Source organism: Rubrilithobacter danxiaensis, assembly GCF_047272945.1.
In the GTDB taxonomy this organism is placed as follows: Bacteria; Bacteroidota; Bacteroidia; order Sphingobacteriales; family Sphingobacteriaceae; genus Rubrolithibacter; species Rubrolithibacter danxiaensis.
Map to the genome: position 1 here is coordinate 22,134 of NZ_JBKOPS010000004.1, position 20,558 is coordinate 42,691.

A 20,558-nucleotide genomic window follows, 5' to 3' on the forward strand; every position below is an offset into this window, starting at 1 on the left:
TCTTCCTGCTAGATACAGTTATTGTTATCTTTTACCCATATCTTATAATTTCCTGCCGGGAGGTTATTAAATGCTCCGTTTTCTGAATAGAAAGGAGTTTCGTTGTTTTTTGTAAGTGCATATTGATAGGGCGCACTTCCGCTACGACCAGAAACTGAAATTGCCCCGGTAAGTTCGCCTTTGCAAATAATATCAGAAAGATTAACCACAGCAGTTAAAGCTTGTGGCTGAGTAATTATTTGTTGAATAGTTTTTAAACAGCCTTTACCATCAGTAATTGTTAAAGTATGGTTTGAAGCTGTTAAGTCCGAGAATGAATAAGCTGTTCCTTTATCTATCCCATCAATGTTAAATGTATAACTCCCGTTGCCGCCACTCACCGTTACATCAAAAGCTCCATCATTTCCACCATTACAACTTACATTTTTCACATTTTGAATTTGAATAGCAAGTGGCTGAGGTTCTGTCACCTGTGTATTTATTATTACCTCACACCCTGTATTATCTTTCACACGGAATAAATAATCGCCTTTCTTAAGGTTTACAAACTCAGAAGAACTTGAATACAACCCATTATCCTGTGCAAACTGGTACCCTGAACCAGAACCTCCGGTCGCTTTTAAAAGTACTTTTCCATCCTGCCCATTATTACAACTAACCGGAGTAATAACAGGCGTAACCACAACTTGAGAAGGCTGAGTAATTGATACAGATTGTTGAGCTGTACAGCCGTTTTCATCAGTTGCTGTAATGGTATAAGTACCAGCCGGAGCATGAAAAGTACCATTACTATAAAGAAGATAAGGATTTGCCTGAAGAGTTATTAATCCCGTTCCGCCCGTTGTTGAAACTGAAATGCTTCCTTTAGTATTGTAACACGGAGCATTGGTAATCTGATCAATAGATAATTTAAGTAAAGGAGGTTCGGTTACTGTTACTGATTTCCCTGCACTGCAACCTGCGTTATCCTTTACTAAAATAAAATAAGTGCCGGCAGTAAGTCCTGTAAAAACATTTGTAGTAGTCCAACTTGTTCCATTATTAATACTATATGTATAAGAAGTTGTGCCTCCACTGGCATTGATGCTTATTTTTCCATTATTTCCACCTTTACAGGAAACATTCTGAGTATTAGTAGTTACAGATAAAACAGGAGGCTCTGAAACAGTAACAGGACACGAATCGGACAAACAGTCTTTACTATCTTTAACCGTAACGATGTAAGTTCCGGCAGCAACATTAAATTTATTAGCACCGGAATAAGTGCTGCCATTATTAATAGAATAGGTATAACCCGTTCCGGAACCTCCTGAAGCAGTAATAGTAAGCGAGCCATTGGCAGCGCCGTTACAGGTTACATTAACCTTAGTTACAACAGCAGTAACCTTAGCAGGCTGAGTAATTGTAACAGAAGTACTTTTTGTTACTCCGTTAGCATCCTTTACAGTTAAATTATAAGCTTTTGGTGTAAGATTTGAGAACTTATTCGAACCGGTAAATAAACCATTATCAAGCGAATAATTATAAGGAGAGACTCCGCCTCCGGCGGTTAGTGTTATTGTTCCGTTACCAGATTCATAACAGGTAATATTTGTTTGAGAAGCACTTAGTGTAAGTTCAGGCGGGTTGCTAAGCGTTGCTGATATAGAATTTGAAGCACAGCCTTTAGAATCTTTTGCAACAATGGTATAAGTCCCGGCTGCAAGTCCTGTAAATATAGAGGTTGAACCTTTACTCACGCCATTTAAGGTGTAGGTATAACCTGTTCCTCTTCCTCCGGAGGCGCCTACAGTAATGGTTCCATCAGTATAACCATAGCCTTTTGGACTACTTTGATTAACTATTGATAGTGCAACAGCGGTTGGAGTTGTTATGGTTTTAATGAGAGTAGCCGTACAGCCATGAGCATCTTTTGCTACAAGAGTGTAACTTTCACCAGTTGTAGCGCCGGTAAGATTAGAAAAGACATTAGAAGATTGAAATGCTGCACCATTCTTAGAATAGGTATAAGGAGGAGTTCCACCTGTAGCTGTGACTGTAATAGTTCCTGTACCGGTTGAACAATCAGGATTTTGAGGATTGGCCGTAATATTAACAGCAGAAGTCGGCGGTATTACTATTTGTTTAAGAGGTATTGGACATGCGGTAACACCATTAAAAGCCCTAACATAGTAAGTTCCCGGTTCTAAATCTGAAATTGTTAATGAAGTTTTTTTATTGAAAGGAATAGAAGTTTGAATCGGCTTGCTTTCATCCGGATTCCCATATACATCTACAATTAAATTTTGATCTGCAGCATAATTAGTTCCATCCGCATATTTAAAATTAGATAGTACGATGGAGCCTGTTCCTCCATTACAGAGAGGTGCTGTAGCAGATGAGGTAAAGCTTACCGGGGAGGCAGGTAAAAAAGTAAGACTTACTTTTTCTTGAATACTCCCGTCCTGAGTACATTTAAAATACAATACATTACCACTGTTATTTTTTAACAAGTCGGGATAATAAGATAAAAGATAAGATGCTGAAAGAGTAATGGAACTTGACACAGAGCCATTTAATATTTTAGCTGTAGAAAAACCAGGGTCAGTATCTACAGACCAGGAATAAGAAGTTGGTAAATCCTGATAATAAGCAGCTGAAATATTAAAGGTACTCGTTCCGCATATTGTATTATTTTCGTCTACGCCCGAAACTTCTAAACCCGTTCTATCAAAAGCCTGAACACTACCATCAAATTGAAAACCATCAGTTGTAGGGTACGAGCTGCCATTAGGAGTTACTGACCAGCTAAGATATTCATGGTATTCATTATATTCCTTACTTAAATTAATAGTTGGACTTCCGGTTGAGGTAGTTTGATTTTGAACAGCACTGCAATTACAACTTCCAGTAATATAGTAAGCAGAGTAACTCAAGGATGCAGGGGATTTCAAATAATATTTATCAAACTGCCGCTTTAAATTCATATCCACATTCTCACTGCTTCCATCGGTAAAATTTATTGTAGCAGAACAAGAGATATTAGCACTGTGATAGGCACTAAGAGATACTTTATAAACCTTACTTTGTGCTTTTGAAATAGCAGAATTAAAAATAAGAACAGCAAAAATGCAGCATGCTTTAGTAAAAAATTTCATAAGAGAGCGTATAATTTTTTAGTAAGCGTTAATAATTCACTCTTATCAGTGAAGTAAATGAGCTTTCGGAACCATCCGTAAAAAGAGCCTTCAACTGATAATGATAAATTGTATTTACATACAGATCTGTATCTGTAAATTCCTTTTCTTTTCCGTCTATTGTTTTAATCAGGCGTAAGGGTTTACCTTCTTCAGCTTTATATAGCAGATAATTTCTTACACCGGGTTCAGTATATTTCCAACTAAGAAGTATTTCCATCTTGTCGCGATCAATAAGGGTTTTTAGTGAGCCAATTGCTGGTTTTAACCCTAAATCAATCCGTTTTGCTGAAAAAGGCTGCGAATCAGAGAATAAATTAGCCTTATCTATTGCACGAATACAGTACTGATAGGATGTTTTTGTATCTGCTGTTATATCTAAAAAGTTATTGCTTGTATCTGTATCCCCGAAACTTTTAATTACTTCCCATTTCGGTATTGCAGAACTTTTTCTCAGCAATTCCTGCTTAACTACATCTTCACTACTACTTGAGTTCCATTCCAGGTAAATTCCTGTTGTTTTTCCAATAACTTTAGTGAAAGATGGTGACGATGGAGGCAATATATCCGGACGTTCTAACCGAAGTACAGCAGAAAATTCCGAAGGATTAAAATGATTATCGACAGCAACTATTTTATAAAAAAGCGTTTTTGCCAACGTCTTCAATTCAATTGTATCTGTATAAAATGCGACTGTTGTGGCTTTACGGGTAATTTGTACATAATCTCCTTGTTCTGTATTTGAACGGTAAACGCGGTAGCCAAAAAGATCTGTTTCTGCATTTTTCTGCCAGTTTAGATTAACAAGACCTTCTTTAGTAACTTCTCCTTTTATTAATTGCGGTGCGGCAGGGGGAATACTATCTTCCAACAAAACCAGAACAGGCATAGAAATAGTAGTGTTCCCGGCTTTCCCATAAGCTTTAATGCGATAATAATTGGCATTAGCCGGCGTATTATCTGTATATATTTTAACAGAAGGTGATAAAACTTTTAGATTTAACTTTTTAAAACCTGTTTCTGGATTACCTGATCTTTCTATATCAAACCCAGTCAATTCTTTATTTTCTTCAATTGACCAGGAGATAATAACCTGTTTCTCATTATTTGCAACCGCCTTGTTTATACTTGCAACAGCAGTAAACGGAGCATGTACAGTTATACTTACAGTATCTGAGGGAGGCCCTGTCTCACCAAATGGCGACAATCCTTTTATCCGGTAAACTATCCGCTTATTAATTATTGATACAGTATCAAGAGCAAAGGCACGTCTTGAGATTTCTTTTTCATCAATGGAGGTATTTACAAGCGAAGCATTACTTATTGTTTCAAAAGAACTTCCACCATCTACAGACCGTTCTATCTGATACGTAGTATAAATTTCTGAAAAGGCTTCCTGATTCCAGCTCAACATGATTCCTCGTGACTCTGCTTTCGCTTCCACCTGAATAGGCTTAGGTAAGGGTTGATAGTCAGATATTCCAGTGTAAACAAATCCTGTATCTATCTCCATTTCCGCTTGCGGTAAAGCCGGATAAATTTTATAGAGGTATTTTTCATTAGCTCTGGCAGTTTTGTCCACCCAGGCTAAAGCCATAGCTTTAGCAACGCTAAAAGACTGGTCGGCACTGAAAAGCGCAAAAGAAAAACGAGATTCGTTCTCTTTAATCTTATTAACCATTTGCGCGATATCTGATCTATTTTCCTGATTGATTTTAAAATCTTCACCATATATAGCTTGCGCTGCAATAGCAGCGTATTGATTACTATCTATCCAGTTTTCCCAACTGTTTAAAGGCATCGGTGTTAAGGCGTGTGGGGTTAAAACAGAAAGTTCTGGTTCTAATAAAACCTCTCCGTCGCGAACAACCGTATATCTGCTTATTTTATATCCTGAATGATTTAAAGATTGCCAGGCAAGCGAATTATCAGGTCCCCATCGTAATAAGATAGAATCTTTTAAAGGCCTTGCTACCACATGGATCTTTGAATGTTTACAAGGGCTTTGCGCTACTGCAATATTTATCAGCAATAAGCTCATCAGAACAACACTGTTAAGTCTGCATAGTAATCTCATAATCAGTCACCTCCAAAAGTATTTTTTATAGTGATTCCCTTAGTTGAGGTTACCATATTGGTTCCTGGCAATACATAGCTTATGCGGAATTTGTAATTACCTTTTTTAAGTGGTGTAAACCCAGTTGTAACAATCTTTTTCATTTCCGCTGTAACCTGAGGGTTCATTCCTCCCACAATCATTCGTACCAGTTTTTTCTGAACATCTGAATAATCGTAGTCCATGTAATGAGAGAGGTTGTAAACTAACACTGTGCGGTCTTTGTAATTGTTATTTCCGGAGGGATCAAATTTCAATCCCTTAACTGACTGCCAGATATACATTCCTTTAACAGGAGGAACACCAAGCTCTGCAGGATTTCTCCAGCTAATTTCCATGTTCTTTATGGGATAATTCTGATAGACATATGGGTAGACATCTTTTAAATACCAGTTGTTATCCGTTAGGTCTGCTTCAAACTTTAATAGCTTACTGTTTCCATTTTCATCCATTTCATTTTCATCCAATAACTCGTCATTAGTAAAGCTGTAACCCAGTTCAAAAACTCCGATACGCACAACATCTATATATTCAAAGTGCTTTTGCTTATCTATTTTTTCAGAAAATGTACTGTACTTGCTTGATCTGAAATTCATCGAATACGTCAGTTTTTCTTCTGCATTTACTATAGACCCTTCAGCTTTACGAGTGCTTAATGTAACGTTAGAAGTACCTTCCGATACCAATGATTTCTCTTTTATGCGAATATTACGGTCTATAGTGGTTTCTTTTACTTTTGGAACAGAAACTACTGCTAACTGATATCCCTGATTATTTCCTATTTCAGGCATTATAAAATTTACCTGGTTACTGTTATAGCCGATGGCAAACTCCTGTATTTTTCCATCGGAGGAATTAATACGGCCAACCTGGGTAAAATCATTATTAGAATCAAACAGATAAGCTTGTCCCTTTTTGAGTTTAATATAACCTGTCTTCGTTTCCTTTTTATAATAATTGAGTTGATCAATTATCGGATAGCTATATGCAATATTTGATGCCGGAATATAATCGGGAGCAGTGCCTGAAGTAAAGTTACGGGTAACAGATTGTTCGTAATTTTTGCCATTAACCACATATGGCCTCCAGCTTCCGTTATGATTCTCTTCAAAAGTAACTTTTACCAAAAGTGTGAGTGCTTTATTAGGAGGCAGAACATCACTTGTATTGTAAGCCGCAACTGTATGATCATTATTCCAGTCTAGACTTCCGGGAATGTCAGCACCCTCATTCTGTAATTTAAACTGCTGTAACTGTGCACGAAAACTGAGATTTTTACCATCCTGATCCCGGAAAGAAAATACTTCCCCTATCGGAATATTAAAGACTGCTTGCGGAACAGTAAAGACATTCACATTGCGGGCATTTTGAGCAGGTGTTACATCAGCTATTACCCCTACTCCCGATTCGGCAAAAGAATCAGTCCCTATAATCCTGCATTCCTTTCCAACTGTAAATTCAAATTGACACTTCCCTTTAATAAGTCCTCCTAATATCCGGTAATACCCCCCTACTGCTCCTCGCATCCAGGTAGGATTTGGAAGTTTAGCCTGTAATACTGCTGCAGCTCCGAGATTAAGAATATCATATTTGCGTTTTTTCCCAAAAAGCTTTACCTGGATACCAATTTTACCTTGTATGTAAGCATATACCTGACCATTGGCATACCAACCGTTAATTCCTACCGGACCACTACCTCCCTCACAATGAGCACTGCTTCCATAGTCTTTCAACATCACATCAAAACCTGCTCCCGCATTGAAACTGCCGTAAAAAATAAGGAAACTTACATCGCCTGTATTAAAATTAAGTCCAGCACCAAATGCAAGCCCTTTTCCGGAATTCAAAGAATTCAGGTCACGCATATAATCAAGATTACGGCCCCCAAGAATCTGAGAGACATGCATTGGCGGAGGCGGGCTTCCGGGTAGGTTTTTACCAACCATAAAATATGCCGTCGATCGGGCAAAACCTATCATTTCTATACCTACCGGAATTGCAGGGGTTCCAATGTGTACATACCATGTATCCGGAGCAAAATACAATACCCCTTCTCCTGCCAAACCACCCGGACCTACTCCGTGAATTGCATTTCCGACATTAACATAGCCTTTAAAATTGGCGAAGAATGTACTGTTATCAACATCATAATCCATCAAAATACTGGCGGACAGAGCACCTCTTTTATTCATCTTATCAAAAGCAGAATTATTCTGCTCATAACCGCCCTTTATACTCGTAAATGCTTTTGAGCCAATCATTAGATTTTCCTCAGACTGTGTTGACAGTTCTTCTAAAAAGTTGGCATTTCCCATAAAACTAACCCTGCTTAAGCCTCCTCCTTTGTTAAAGGCAACTTCAAAGCCCACATTGCCATTAAATAAATCTTGCTTTCCAATAAGTCCAAAACGCACTGCAGCTTTCACGCCCAGTCCGGCTTGTGCATCAGGTAAATAAGCCAAACCCGTTTGTGAGTTGACCACTGCAATAGTGCCTCCTCCACTTTCTTTTTGTTTTACACGATAATACAAGCCGCCAGCGAAACCATCAACTTCAAGCATTGGACTTATTGGAATACCTTTATCGAAAACAGTCAAAGCATCTGCATACCAATAATTAACATTTTCCACCTTCCCAAATAGTGCTGTGGCCGAAACCGTAATTCCCGGCTTCATCGACACAGTTAACTGACCTCTAAAACCACTCCCAAAAGTTTTTTCTTCTTTGAAGAACAACAGATCGCCTTCTAAGGAATAGCTCCCCTGATCTGCATTAATGTATATTCTACTAAATTCTGTACTCGAGTAGGTGTAGTGCTGTCTGAATGTTTCATCGGCTGTTACCTGTCCAAGTATCATTAAACTTGCATCAGCTTTAAAACTATTGCGGGAATCTTTATCTCCCATCAGGTTAACATGCATATCAAAACCTAGACCTCGCCTGTTACCCTTTTTGAGCAATTGAATATTAGTTAAGCTGGCGCTGAAGGTTCCGATATTAATAGAAGCACTTGCATCAAAATAGCCGTTTAAAATAAAAGGAGCTTTAGTAGAAATTATCAGCTGTTCAAAACGTATCTTGTTAGCAGTGAACTGATTCCCTTGCTGATTATTATTGCTGCCGCTTAAGCTGGTTTTAATACTCATCTCGCCACTTAAATTGGCCTGGGCTTCAAATCGTTTATCTTTCAGGGCAACAGTAACAAAAGAACCCTTGTTCAGCTTCACATTTGCTGCTTTAAAAATATCGAACGACAGATCATCAGCTGCTTCTACATTAAATATATATTCCTTACCAGGAATAAAGGTGGCTGAATATTCCATCCGTTTTGTATCTCCCGAAACAGGAATATTAATACCTCCCAGCATTGATCCAGACACTAATTGGTTTGCACGGACCACAAGAGCTACAGAGTCAACTGAGTAAGCCCAGCCGCCCATATCACCATTTCTTAAAGAAATGAGGTTTTTGGCATACATATCACCACTAAACCCATGATTATCAATAACAATATTATGGGCTCCAAATTCTTTTCGCTCCCCTTTCTGGCTGTAATCAACAATTTCGGGGGGCAGCTTAACAGAAACACTTCTAAGGTAGAACCCTCTCCATAAGTTTAATGCAGCGTCTGCGTAGTAGGATTCTTTATATTCCTCGGGGAAAAGTATACCTAATGGATTCTGAAAATCGCTAAGATCAATAACGGCATCCCTTACTGTGAAACTGACCCCCTCCAAACCTCTTATCTGAAAAGGATCAAGGCTTACTGATGCAATAATATCGCTCAAATCTGCAAAAACAACGGAAAAGCTTCCTTTAACCTTTTCATTTAAATTCTGCGTCCCATCCGCATTTTCTTTAACAAGTTTTGAAGTCATTTCTACTTCTACACCCAAACCTGCCTGCCGAAAACCATCGCAATCAAATTCAAGAAAGGACTTTTCCTTTTCAACAGTCAGATACGTATCATCATTTCCAATTCTGATTTTGCGTTCTTTTACAAGGGCCATGCGGGCTACTGATTCAAGTCCCCCGCTATAATTAAGACTTATCGGTTGAGGCGTGACAAAATAAAGTTCTTCATCTGACCCTGGAAGTTTGAAAGCCGCATAAGCCATTAATTCCGCATGATCAGGAAAGAGTGTAACATCATCAATAATAACAGGTGGCTGGGCATCCTTTTTGCCTAAAACACCTACAGGAAGTAAATTCGGCCGGTCAGAATTCAGTTGCATTGTTGTTAACCGGCGATTCTGAACTGTTTGCTGTAATTGTTTGATGTGCTTTACTAATGCATCTTCTGTTTGCGCAAATGAAGTAGCAGTGCAGCTTAACCAAAGCAGCAAACCTGGTAAAAGAGAACGTAGAAGTAACTTCATTGAGAGCGTTTAAGTATTCTTCTTCTTAATATCGTTGTTATCTATTATTACAATTTGTCTTACTTCTATCCTTGATTTTCATTCAGAAGTACTCGTAAAAGGGTTAGTAATAATGACTATTCTTAAATAAGTAAGCTATTAATCATAAATATCAATTTCTGCTTCCTCTGTATATTTAAAATTATTTTCTAGAGATATTGTGTATTTCCCTGTTGCTAATTCGTTAGGAATGTCAACTTCAGCACTCAGCAAGTCACCACGTACTGTCGCAGTTCTCACATAGCTTATTCCCCCCGAAACAGGTACAAAATTTACATTAACAATACTTCCTGCTTTTACACCAAAATTGTTATATTCAATAAGTATCCTGGTTCCTTTTTTAAAAAGGCTTCCATAATACTCATCCTGGCTTATACCGGAAATCCTGCTTATATAAGGATTATTATAGATTGCTATTTGCTTATCTTCAACTGAATAATGATTATTTTTATAAACCTTGACAGTATAATTTCCCGGTTGTAACTTGCTTGTAATACCCTGTTTAATAATAGAATGATCAAACTCCGACAACTTTACAGGAAAGATGATATCAGCACCCCCCTTTTTGGGTGAAAATATCAGGAATGTTGGCTCCTCATCCTTTAGATATTCTCCTCTCAGGACTAAAGTCTGACCCCAAAAGAACTTATTTTTATACATGTCCAGCATCTTATCTTCATAAATGCTGCTAATTTTTGGTATCGTGATTTCCCTCTGGTAATTGACAAGATGTCGTATTGCTTTCCCGTTTACAGAAAACTCCACTTCTGTAAAGGTTTGATTTTTAACTTCCATAAAGTCTGGAAATTTTAAGACTAACCACTCCTGATGATACGAATAGCCCGCTACTTTATTACCTATATATGAAAAAATGGTGTCAGTCCTAAGGTTTATCCAATCGGAATTCCTATCCTTTATCCTGATCTTGATTTTACTTTTATTAGCAGCAAAATTTTTACCATAGATTCTTATTGGATCTTTACCTTTATTAAAAACATAAAATTCTATAAAATGAGGAGTCGGGGGATATTTAACGTGTAGGATATCCTTCAATATTTTAGTTTCCCCATTTGATCCTTTAATTATTTTTAGATGTACATCTAATGAATCAGCCATATTGTCAAGGAGACTGTAAGGAATTTTTAGCTTGATTCTTTTTGGAGTAACTTCTATCAACTCTGCTTTTGCGGAAATGGAAGACGCCGCTATTATGTCAACTTTGGTTGTTGTAGTATCTGTACCCAGGTTGAAACCAGTTATCTCTAATGTATCACCAAGAAAATAGCTCTTTTTTGCAAGTGTGTCTACAACAAGTGTACTTTCATCAAAGCTCGGCTTTAAGGTAAATTTCCGTGAAGAACCATCTTCTGCTGTAATTGTATATGTTACTGGAACGTTGAAGTTTTGCCTTATACCACTTGCGGGACTAATAATGGCTTTTGGAGAAATTCCTATTAGGGGTGTAATCGTATCCAAAACTTCTCCTTTAAGAAAAGTAGCGACAATCGTATCAGTAGTGTAAGTAAGATATACTTGAGTTTTAAGGTATGGAAACTTTATCGATTTTACCTCTTTAAGGGAACTTTTAGGAGGCACCGTCTCTTTTTCCTTTTTACATGAAAATAAAAATACCGTGAGCAGTAGAAATAACAATTGGTTCGATTTCATTAGTAATTGAATAGCGGTTTTTAACTATTGGTTAATTACTTATGCTCTCCCAAATCTGATTCCAACTTATACTTCTGAAGAAAAATTATTTTAAATAGTCATTAGGACGTCATTTTTAACTAAAAGAAAAGAAGCTTTGGGTAATATTCTGCTGGAACTAGCGAGAGTATTGTTGCACATATTCCCCATATTTCTACTATCAAATAGAATTCACAATGGCCAACCCCAACTCTTTAATTTACAACACATAGTCAACAGCGATTTGTACACACTTAAATCAATCCCATAAAAAGTTTGTTCCATGTTAGCACCCGTATTAAGAAAATGACAAAAATTGACCCGATAATAGCTGTAAAAGACGTGGAAGCCAGTTCTAAATGGTATCAATCGGTATTTGGATGCAGGAGTATGCATGGCGGTAAGGAGTTTGATATTCTGGTATCTGAAACCAATGAAGTTTTACTCTGCCTGCATAAGTGGGGAGAACACCAGCACCCTACTATGGCAAACCCGGGTATTACTGCCGGTAATGGTCTTATCCTGTATTTCAGGACAGAAAACATGAATGAAATACGTGCGAATGCGGAAAAAACAGGTGCTGCTATCGAAGAGGACATTCACTTAAATCCAAACTCCACTAAAATGGAATTTTCACTTCGCGATCCGGATGGATACTACCTGACTGTAACTGAATTTCATACCTATGATGGTTAAAATAAGACAGATCGGTAACAAGCCTTTATACGATTTATAGAACATTAAAAATGTACATTTTTCAAGTATCCGCGTTCCAAATGCGGATAATAAGCAGACACAGTGCTATTGAATAGTATTAATTATCTAATTATTAGTGGCAGCAAAATGCTTTATTATGGAAATAACAGTATCCGAGGTGCTTGTCAGATTAGTTAGCGTGTCCGAATCTGATGGATTAAAAACTCCTTCAAGCGACGCATATTCCTTTTTAGATGCAGCTTTAAATCCCATCGACCAGCTTTCAAAACTTCTGCTATCGATTTTTTTATCGAGCAGTTTTGTTAATCCGAAATGACGATGATCCTGTTTTAGCTTCTGGTAAAGGTTATCAAGTGCCTGTTTTTCTCCCTCGAGCAATTGCATAATGTTGCCGTTGCCATATATCATTATACCGGTTATTCCCATGTTAGTGTTATTCTTACGGCTAATAGCAAGAATATCTGTAAGCTCCTGATCTGATAGTTTTTCTGTGGCCGTACTCACATATAGAAGAGTATGTAAAGATGATGTTTCCATCAGTCCATGTACGGGTTCCTTGTAAAAAGGTTACCCATTAGCCCCCATTTTAGCTGCGGAGGACAAATATTTGCAGTGTAAAAGGCTAATAGAATTATATCTTAAGGGGAACATTTATCGAGCATTAAAAAACATTCATCTCAGCCATCCCGTTTTAAACGCGGACAATATGGCGGAATCTGAAACCGATACAGGTGTTTAAAAAAGTGGAAGAGCAACTGATGAAAAGGCTGAATTAAGTTTTAATTCTTATCTTGTGGTTTAAAATAAAACATCAAATGGAACAAAACTCTGATTACTCTTATCAAAACGTAGTTCAACTCGAATCATCTGCATCCAAAAAATTTATGGCCAACATATTTTTATGGATGTTTGCAGCACTTGGCATTTCTGCGCTATGTGCCTTTTGGTTTTCTACAGATATCGAGCTGCTCCAACTTCTTATAAATACCGACACAGGCCGAACAACCTTACTGGGCAAGATCGCCATGTTCTCACCGCTGGCTTTTGTACTTTTAATGTCTTTTGGGTTGAACAGATTATCTTATCCCGTATTAACAAGCCTGTTTGTAGCTTATGCCGCACTAACGGGGATCAGCTTAAGCTTTATCCTGTTGGTTTTTACCGCTTCCTCAATTTTCGGATGCTTTATTACCGCTTCCCTTCTTTTTGGCGTAATGGCAATTGCCGGGTATACCACAAATCAGGACTTAACAAAATTTGGCTCTATTCTGTTCATGCTGCTGATAGGAATTCTTATTGCCTCTGTTGTGAATTTCTTTCTTAACAGCAGTCAGTTGGATTATATCATCAGCTTTGTTGGTGTAGCAATATTTGTAGGTTTAACAGCTTACGACGTGCAAAAATTAAAAAGAATATCTGAAGGGCTTGAATACGGAGAGGCTTCATCAAAAAAAATGATAATTATGGGCGCCCTAACCCTTTATCTTGATTTTCTTAATATGTTTCTCTTTCTTCTGCGCTTATTTGGAGGCAGAAAATAATATTTAACACAGGCCTGAAAGAGGATTGTGTTTTAAAGGCGCTTTCAGCGCCTTTGTTGCTTTTTAAATTAAAAATTCACATTTTTGTACTGCTTATTGAGAAAGACGGAGGGAATAGACCCTGCGAAGTCTTAGCAACCTGTGCTTACAAGGTGCTAAATTCTATTCGCCGGTTGGCGAAGAAGATAAGTGAAAGTCAAACAAATACCCGACTTTTCAAAAATAAGCTGAAATTGAGTTGTAAGTTACGTGGTAGGTTATAAGTAAAAAAAGCTTATAGCTGCTGCCCCAAAACTTACAACCCACAACTTATAACATACAACTTATAACATACAACTTATAACATACAACTTATACGTACTACTCAAAAATGGATATAAGAGAAGAACTGGAAAAGCGCATCCTGGTAATTGATGGTGCAATGGGTACAATGATACAGCGTTACCAGTTAACCGAACAGGACTTTCGTGGGCAACGTTTTAAAGATCACCCCTGTGACGTAAAAGGGAATAATGATCTTCTTAATATCACCAGGCCTGATATCATCAAAGCGATACATGCAGAGTATCTTGCTGCGGGTGCGGATATTATAGAAACTAACACGTTCAGTACACAGCGGATCTCTATGGCTGACTACCAGATGGAGGATCTTTCTTATGAAATGAGTTTTGAAGGGGCTCGTATCGCAAAAGAAATTGCGGCAGAGTTTACTGCAAAAAATCCGGATAAACCGCGTTTCGTTGCAGGTGCGATGGGGCCTACCACCAAAATGGCTTCCATGTCGCCTGATGTAAACGACCCGGGGTTTCGTGCAGTTACTTTTGATGAGCTCGCAGAAGCTTACTATGAACAGGTACGCGGACTGGTGGATGGCGGCGCCGATGTGCTTCTTTTCGAAACCATTACAGATACACTAATTACCAAAGCCGGAATATTTGCAGTTAAGCGATACGAGAAAGAGATCGGAAGAAAGATCGAGATCATGATCTCGGGAACAATTACCGACAACAGCGGGCGCACCCTTTCCGGCCAAACGGTAGAAGCCTTCCTGAACTCCTTAACGCATGGTAATATCCTGAGCATCGGTCTTAATTGCGCTTTGGGTGCAAAGGAAATGCGCCCTCATATTGAAGAACTTTCGTTAAAGGCCCCATGTTATATTTCCGCGTATCCAAATGCCGGCTTACCAAACGAATTTGGTGCTTACGATGAAGTACCGCATGAAACCGCCCACCTGGTAGAAGATTTTATTGCCAACGGGTTTGTAAATATTGTAGGAGGCTGTTGCGGAACTACTCCCGAACATATCAAATGTATCGCCGAAAAAGCGGCAAAATATCCTCCAAGAAAAGTGCCTGTTGTTGAACCTTTTCTCCGCCTGAGCGGACTGGAGCCTGTTACCATCACTCCCGAAAGTATTTTCGTAAATATTGGCGAACGTACCAACATTACCGGATCACCCAAATTTTCTAAACTTATTTTGGGTGGAGATTATGAGGCAGCCCTTGCTGTTGCCCGCCAGCAGGTTGAAGGCGGAGCACAGGTCATCGATGTAAATATGGATGAGGGAATGCTCGATTCGGAAGCAGCGATGAAGAAGTTTCTTAATCTTATTGCTTCAGAGCCGGATATTGCGAAGCTTCCCATCATGGTTGATTCTTCCAAATGGACGGTTATTGAAACCGGCTTAAAATGCCTGCAGGGAAAAGGGATTGTAAACTCCATTTCACTAAAAGAAGGCGAAGAGAAGTTTAAAGAGCAGGCCCGAAAAATACTAAGTTACGGAGCGGCGGTGGTAGTAATGGCATTTGACGAACAGGGACAGGCCGATAATTACGAACGCCGGACAGAAATCTGCAAACGTTCGTATGATATCCTGGTAAATGAAATAGGCTTTCCTCCCCAGGATATTATTTTTGACCCTAATATTCTCACCGTTGCTACAGGCCTTGAAGAGCACAATAATTACGCGGTAGATTTTATAAAAGCTACAAAGTGGATTAAGGAAAACCTTCCCCTGGCTAAAGTAAGCGGCGGTGTGTCAAACATTTCCTTTTCATTCAGAGGAAATAATGTTGTCCGCGAAGCAATGCACTCTGCATTCCTCTATCACGCCATAAAAGCGGGTTTGGATATGGGAATTGTAAACGCGGGTATGCTCGAAGTTTATGAAGAAATTCCTAAAGAACTGCTTGAAAAGGTAGAAGACGTGCTGTTAAACCGGCGTGATGATGCTACAGAACGCCTGGTAGAGTATGCCGAAACCGTAAAATCAAAAGGTAAAGAAACCGTTAAAGACGAAGAATGGCGCAAAGGAACTGTAGAAGAACGCTTATCCCATTCCCTCGTAAAAGGAATTATTGATTATCTGGATGCCGACGTAGAAGAAGCCAGGCAGAAATATGATAAGCCACTGCAGGTTATTGAAGGCCCATTGATGGACGGGATGAATATCGTAGGCGATTTGTTCGGTGCAGGAAAAATGTTCCTTCCGCAGGTTGTTAAATCGGCCCGCGTAATGAAAAAAGCGGTAGCTTATCTTCTTCCTTTTATTGAACAGGAAAAACTGGATAACCCGGATGGCCAAACTTCAAGTTCTGCCGGAAAAATTCTGCTGGCTACAGTGAAAGGAGATGTTCACGACATCGGGAAAAATATTGTAGGCGTTGTTCTGGCCTGTAATAACTTTGAGGTGATCGATATGGGAGTAATGGTGCCGGCACAGGAAATTATCAAAAAAGCCCGGGAAGAGCAGGTGGATATCATCGGATTGAGCGGCTTGATAACACCATCCCTGGATGAAATGGTTCATTTTGCGAAAGAAATGGAACGTGAAGGATTTGATATTCCACTGCTTATTGGCGGCGCTACAACCTCACGTATACATGCTGCTGTAAAAGTAGCTCCCAATTATTCGGGTCCTGCAATTCATGTGCTGGATGCTTCCAGAAGTGTTACTGTTTGCAGCAGTTTGATGAACGGCGAGCAACGGGATTCTTATATCAAAAACATCAGGCAGGAATACGATAAAGCCCGTGAGGCACATTTAAATAAGAAATCCGATAAACGATATAAAAGTATCACGGAATCGAGGGAACATAAGTATAAAATTAATCTGAACGGTTCTATTGCACCTCGTCCGTCTTTTTTAGGAACTAAAACGTTTGATAATTTCCCGCTGGAAGAATTACTCGATTATATCGACTGGACACCTTTTTTCCATACCTGGGAGTTAAGGGGCAGCTATCCCCGGATTTTTGATGATGAATACGTTGGCACAGAAGCCCGTAAATTGTTTGACGATGCCCAGATACTTCTTAAAAAAATCGTTGATGAGAAATTGCTCACCGCAAAAGCTGTGATTGGTTTCTGGCCTGCAAATTCTGTAGGAGATGATATCGAGCTATATACAGATGAAAGCAGAAAAGAAGTTTTAACTACCATCCATACATTACGTCAGCAAACAGAAAAAATAGCCGGAGAATCCTACTATGCACTTTCTGACTTTATTGCTCCGAAAGAAACCGGCGTGCCCGACTATTGGGGAGGTTTTGCAGTAACAGCCGGAATCGGCTGCGACGAACTGGTAGCCGAATTTGGAAAAACAATGGATGACTATAACAGCATCATGACCAAAGCGCTGGCAGACCGGCTTGCAGAAGCTTTTGCGGAAAAGATGCACGAATTAGTACGAAAAGAGTATTGGGGCTATGCAAAAGATGAGAACTTCAACAACGAAGACCTGATCAAAGAAAAATATCATGGCATCCGGCCTGCCCCCGGTTATCCGGCCTGCCCGGACCATACCGAGAAAAGGACTTTGTTTAATTTGTTAAATGCAGAAGAAAATGCAGGCATTCATTTAACAGAAAGTTTTGCAATGCATCCTGCCGCGGCTGTAAGCGGATTTTACTTCGCCCACCCTGAATCCCGGTATTTCGGACTTGGAAAGATCACCAAAGATCAGGTTGAAGACTATTCAAAGCGAAAAAACATGACATTAGAAGAAACAGAAAGATGGCTTGGGCCGAATCTGGCGTATTAGGAGGGTATAAGTTGTGGGTTGTAAGTTGTAGGTTGCAAGTTACATGTTGTAGGTTGTAAGGAGGGGGAAGTTATGGGAGTAAAACACGTTTATAAATAATAAAAGGTTACCAGTTAACGGAATGACCAACGATTATAAAAAGTATACAGATTTGGAAGTATGGAAAGAAGCACGAATTCTTGTTGCTGTGATTTATGCAATAACTAAATCGTTTCCTAAGGAAGAGCAGTTTGGACTAATAAGTCAAATGCGCAGATGTGCTATATCTATTCCTTCTAATATTGCGGAAGGATGTGGCAGAAATCATAAAAAAGATAGTATTCAGTTCTTCTTTATCACAAGAGGTTCAATTTATGAACTGGAAACGCAACTTTATTTAAGTAACGACTTAAATTTTATAACAACAACCGAACTGACTTCAACTTTGGGGAAATTAGAAATAGTACGAAAACTTTTAAACGGATTTATAAGATATTATGAATCCAACTAACAGTAACCGTTCATTAACCCACAACCTACAACCCACAATCCACAACTAAAAATGAAAATCACCAACCATATCGCAAATGCCAAAGGCAAAACCTTATTTTCTTTTGAATTGCTTCCGCCGATAAAAGGGCGTGGGATTACAGAAATTTACAATGCGATTGATCCGTTAATGGAGTTTAAGCCACCATTTATTGATGTTACTTATCATCGCGAAGATTTTATTTATAAACAGCATCCAAACGGACTTCTTGAACAGGTTGCGTACCGGAAACGCCCCGGAACGGTAGCCATTTGTGCCGCCATTATGAACAGGTATAAAGTGGATGCGGTGCCGCACCTCATTTGCGGAGGCTTTACCAAAGAAGAAACAGAAAATGCGCTGATAGACCTGCAGTTTCTCGGAATAGATAACGTGCTGGTTTTACGCGGCGATGCCCGCAAAGCGGATTCTGCCTTTATCCCTACCGCTGGAGGCCATTCTTATGCCAGCGAATTGCTGGAGCAGGTGGTGAATATGAATAACGGGAAATACCTGAATGAAGATTTTGATTCCGTTGTATCTAAAACTGATTTTTGCATCGGCATTGCAGGCTATCCCGAAAAACATTTTGAAGCGCCTAACCTTGGCCTGGATTTTAAATACCTGAAGAAAAAGGTGGAAATGGGTGCCGACTTTATTGTTACCCAGATGTTTTACGACAATACGAAATATTGCGAGTTTGTAAAGCTTTGCCGCGAAAATGGTATCAGTGTTCCTATTATTCCCGGGTTAAAGCCTATTACTTCCAAAAAACAGCTTATCAATCTTCCTAAAATATTTCACATTGATATTCCCGAAGCATTGAGTGATGCCGTACTGGCATGTAAAAGTGAAAAGGAAGTAAAAGATGTTGGAATAGAATGGATGATTGAACAGTGCAAAGAACTGGTTAAGTTCGGAGCGCCGGTATTGCATTTTTATACCATGGGCAATCCCGAACCTACCAAACGCATTGCAGAGGCGGTGTTTTAGAATTTAACCGCTGGTAGGTTTCGAAAACCTGCCAGCGGTATAGAAATTTAAGTAGCCTGCAACAGGTAATTTTTAAATCCTGTAAAGTCGGCATCCATTTCTACTGCCTGTTTTTCCTTACCTTCCAGCGTTTTTACCTGCTCAGGTATTTCAACCTTATCCCTGATTGCCCCTTCATATACATCCGGGAACTTACAAGGGTGTGCAGTTGATAGGAATACGGCCGCACTTGAATCGCCTTTATTTTCAGAGCGCCATTCTTCAATAGCCAGCCATGCTATTGCGGTATGAGGGCAAACAACATATTCATACTTTTCAAAGATATCATACACTGCTTTTCGGGTTTGTTCATCGTTAAAGCTATATCCTTTTACCAGTTTCTTCAGTTCTTTAGTGTCTTCCCTGAACAAATCCATTATTCTCGTCCAGTTGCTCGGATTGCCAACATCCATCGCGTTAGAAAGCGTAGCAACAGAAGGCTTCGGTTGATAAACTCCTGTTTTCAGGAAAGCGGGAACAGTATCATTTACATTGGTTGCCGCCAAAAATTGTTTAACAGGCAATCCCATCTCCCAGGCTAATAACCCAGCACCAATATTGCCAAAGTTGCCGCTGGGAACAGAAAAAATAATATTCTCTTTACCCTGCCGCTTTAACTGGGCATATGCATTGAAATAATAAAAAGTCTGCGGAATTAACCTGGCAATATTAATTGAATTGGCAGAAGTAAGGCGGAACTTTTCATTCAGCTCTTTATCAACAAATGCCTGTTTAACTAAAGCCTGGCAATCATCAAAGGTTCCATTAATTTCGATAGCTCGAATATTTTGTCCGTTGGTTGTAAGCTGAAGTTCCTGTATAGGGCTTACTTTTCCTTTCGGATACAGGATGGTAACCTGTGTATCCGGAACCCCTAAAAATCCCAATGCTACTGCGCCGCCGGTATCGCCTGAAGTAGCTACCAGCACATTTAAAGTTTTCTCTCCTTCTTCAAGGAAATAACTCATTACCCGGCTCATGAAGCGTGCGCCAAAATCTTTAAATGCCAAAGAAGGGCCGTGGAAAAGCTCTAAAACGTAGGTATCTCCGGTTAATTCAACTACAGGAGCCGGGAAGTTAATGGCATCCAGTATAATTTCTTTCAGGTCTCCGTCGGGAATAGCTCCCTGTAAGATAGCACTTGATACGATAAATGCAATCTCAGGCAGACTTAACGTATGAAGATTATCAATAACAGCCTTATCAAGCTTTGGGATAACAACAGGCATGTATAATCCCTTGTCCTGCGGAAGACTGTTAAAAACGGCATCCTTAAAAGACACTTCACTGAGTCTGTTGTTGGTACTATATAATTTCAT

The 20,558-nt window shown here is 39.2% G+C and carries 11 protein-coding genes and 1 riboswitch; of the genes, 5 read left to right on the top strand and 6 right to left on the bottom strand.

The window, feature by feature from the left end:
* Nucleotides 1-8: 8 nt before the first annotated feature.
* The 4 genes from ACLCDL_RS05955 to ACLCDL_RS05970 form a co-directional block, all read right to left on the bottom strand.
* Nucleotides 9-3,137 (bottom strand): SprB repeat-containing protein, encoded by a 3,129-nt coding sequence (locus tag ACLCDL_RS05955; protein ID WP_423147363.1) that lies wholly within the window; start codon nt 3,135-3,137, stop codon nt 9-11.
* A gap of 28 nt (nt 3,138-3,165) precedes the next feature.
* Complete coding sequence (locus tag ACLCDL_RS05960) at nt 3,166-5,217, bottom strand: fibronectin type III domain-containing protein (protein WP_423147364.1); 2,052 nt, start codon at nt 5,215-5,217, stop codon at nt 3,166-3,168.
* 38 nt (nt 5,218-5,255) lie between these two features.
* Nucleotides 5,256-9,671, bottom strand: coding sequence for a hypothetical protein (locus tag ACLCDL_RS05965; protein WP_423147365.1), 4,416 nt, complete (start codon nt 9,669-9,671; stop codon nt 5,256-5,258).
* Nucleotides 9,672-9,809: 138 nt separating this feature from the next.
* The gene (locus ACLCDL_RS05970) at nt 9,810-11,378 is read right to left on the bottom strand and encodes a DUF5018 domain-containing protein (protein WP_423147366.1); all 1,569 of its coding nucleotides are present in this window, start codon (nt 11,376-11,378) and stop codon (nt 9,810-9,812) included.
* Between the two features lie 324 nt (nt 11,379-11,702).
* On the opposite strand from ACLCDL_RS05970, the gene ACLCDL_RS05975 reads away from it, so the two are divergent.
* Nucleotides 11,703-12,092, top strand: coding sequence for a VOC family protein (locus ACLCDL_RS05975; protein ID WP_423147367.1), 390 nt, complete (start codon nt 11,703-11,705; stop codon nt 12,090-12,092).
* 126 nt (nt 12,093-12,218) lie between these two features.
* Here ACLCDL_RS05975 and ACLCDL_RS05980 read toward each other — a convergent pair whose 3' ends face one another.
* Nucleotides 12,219-12,650, bottom strand: coding sequence for a BLUF domain-containing protein (locus tag ACLCDL_RS05980; protein WP_423147368.1), 432 nt, complete (start codon nt 12,648-12,650; stop codon nt 12,219-12,221).
* A gap of 278 nt (nt 12,651-12,928) precedes the next feature.
* On the opposite strand from ACLCDL_RS05980, the gene ACLCDL_RS05985 reads away from it, so the two are divergent.
* From ACLCDL_RS05985 to metF, 4 genes are all read left to right on the top strand, one after another.
* Nucleotides 12,929-13,654 (top strand): Bax inhibitor-1/YccA family protein, encoded by a 726-nt coding sequence (locus ACLCDL_RS05985; protein ID WP_423147369.1) that lies wholly within the window; start codon nt 12,929-12,931, stop codon nt 13,652-13,654.
* A gap of 90 nt (nt 13,655-13,744) precedes the next feature.
* A riboswitch (SAM riboswitch) is annotated at nt 13,745-13,846 on the top strand.
* A 178-nt stretch (nt 13,847-14,024) separates the two neighbouring features.
* Nucleotides 14,025-17,699 (top strand): methionine synthase, encoded by a 3,675-nt coding sequence (metH, locus tag ACLCDL_RS05990; protein ID WP_423147370.1) that lies wholly within the window; start codon nt 14,025-14,027, stop codon nt 17,697-17,699.
* A gap of 121 nt (nt 17,700-17,820) precedes the next feature.
* A complete protein-coding gene (locus tag ACLCDL_RS05995; RefSeq protein WP_423147371.1) occupies nt 17,821-18,189 on the top strand; it encodes a four helix bundle protein in 369 nt (122 codons plus the stop codon).
* 51 nt (nt 18,190-18,240) lie between these two features.
* Nucleotides 18,241-19,200, top strand: coding sequence for a methylenetetrahydrofolate reductase [NAD(P)H] (gene metF / locus ACLCDL_RS06000; RefSeq protein WP_423147372.1), 960 nt, complete (start codon nt 18,241-18,243; stop codon nt 19,198-19,200).
* A gap of 47 nt (nt 19,201-19,247) precedes the next feature.
* Here the strand turns inward: metF and thrC are convergent, their stop codons facing one another.
* Entirely contained in the window at nt 19,248-20,558 is a 1,311-nt protein-coding gene (thrC, locus tag ACLCDL_RS06005) for a threonine synthase (protein ID WP_423147373.1), read from the bottom strand.

Bases quoted from the DNA above. Each gene is read 5' to 3' on its own strand.
- ACLCDL_RS05960 (WP_423147364.1), bottom strand. From the start codon at position 5,217: ATGAGCTTATTGCTGATAAATATTGCAGTAGCGCAAAGCCCTTGTAAA.
- metH (WP_423147370.1), top strand. From the start codon at position 14,025: ATGGATATAAGAGAAGAACTGGAAAAGCGCATCCTGGTAATTGATGGT.
- ACLCDL_RS05965 (WP_423147365.1), bottom strand. From the start codon at position 9,671: ATGAAGTTACTTCTACGTTCTCTTTTACCAGGTTTGCTGCTTTGGTTA.
- metF (WP_423147372.1), top strand. From the start codon at position 18,241: ATGAAAATCACCAACCATATCGCAAATGCCAAAGGCAAAACCTTATTT.
- ACLCDL_RS05955 (WP_423147363.1), bottom strand. From the start codon at position 3,137: ATGAAATTTTTTACTAAAGCATGCTGCATTTTTGCTGTTCTTATTTTT.
- thrC (WP_423147373.1), bottom strand. From the start codon at position 20,558: ATGAAATTATATAGTACCAACAACAGACTCAGTGAAGTGTCTTTTAAG.
- ACLCDL_RS05995 (WP_423147371.1), top strand. From the start codon at position 17,821: ATGACCAACGATTATAAAAAGTATACAGATTTGGAAGTATGGAAAGAA.
- ACLCDL_RS05985 (WP_423147369.1), top strand. From the start codon at position 12,929: ATGGAACAAAACTCTGATTACTCTTATCAAAACGTAGTTCAACTCGAA.
- ACLCDL_RS05975 (WP_423147367.1), top strand. From the start codon at position 11,703: ATGACAAAAATTGACCCGATAATAGCTGTAAAAGACGTGGAAGCCAGT.
- ACLCDL_RS05980 (WP_423147368.1), bottom strand. From the start codon at position 12,650: ATGGAAACATCATCTTTACATACTCTTCTATATGTGAGTACGGCCACA.
- ACLCDL_RS05970 (WP_423147366.1), bottom strand. From the start codon at position 11,378: ATGAAATCGAACCAATTGTTATTTCTACTGCTCACGGTATTTTTATTT.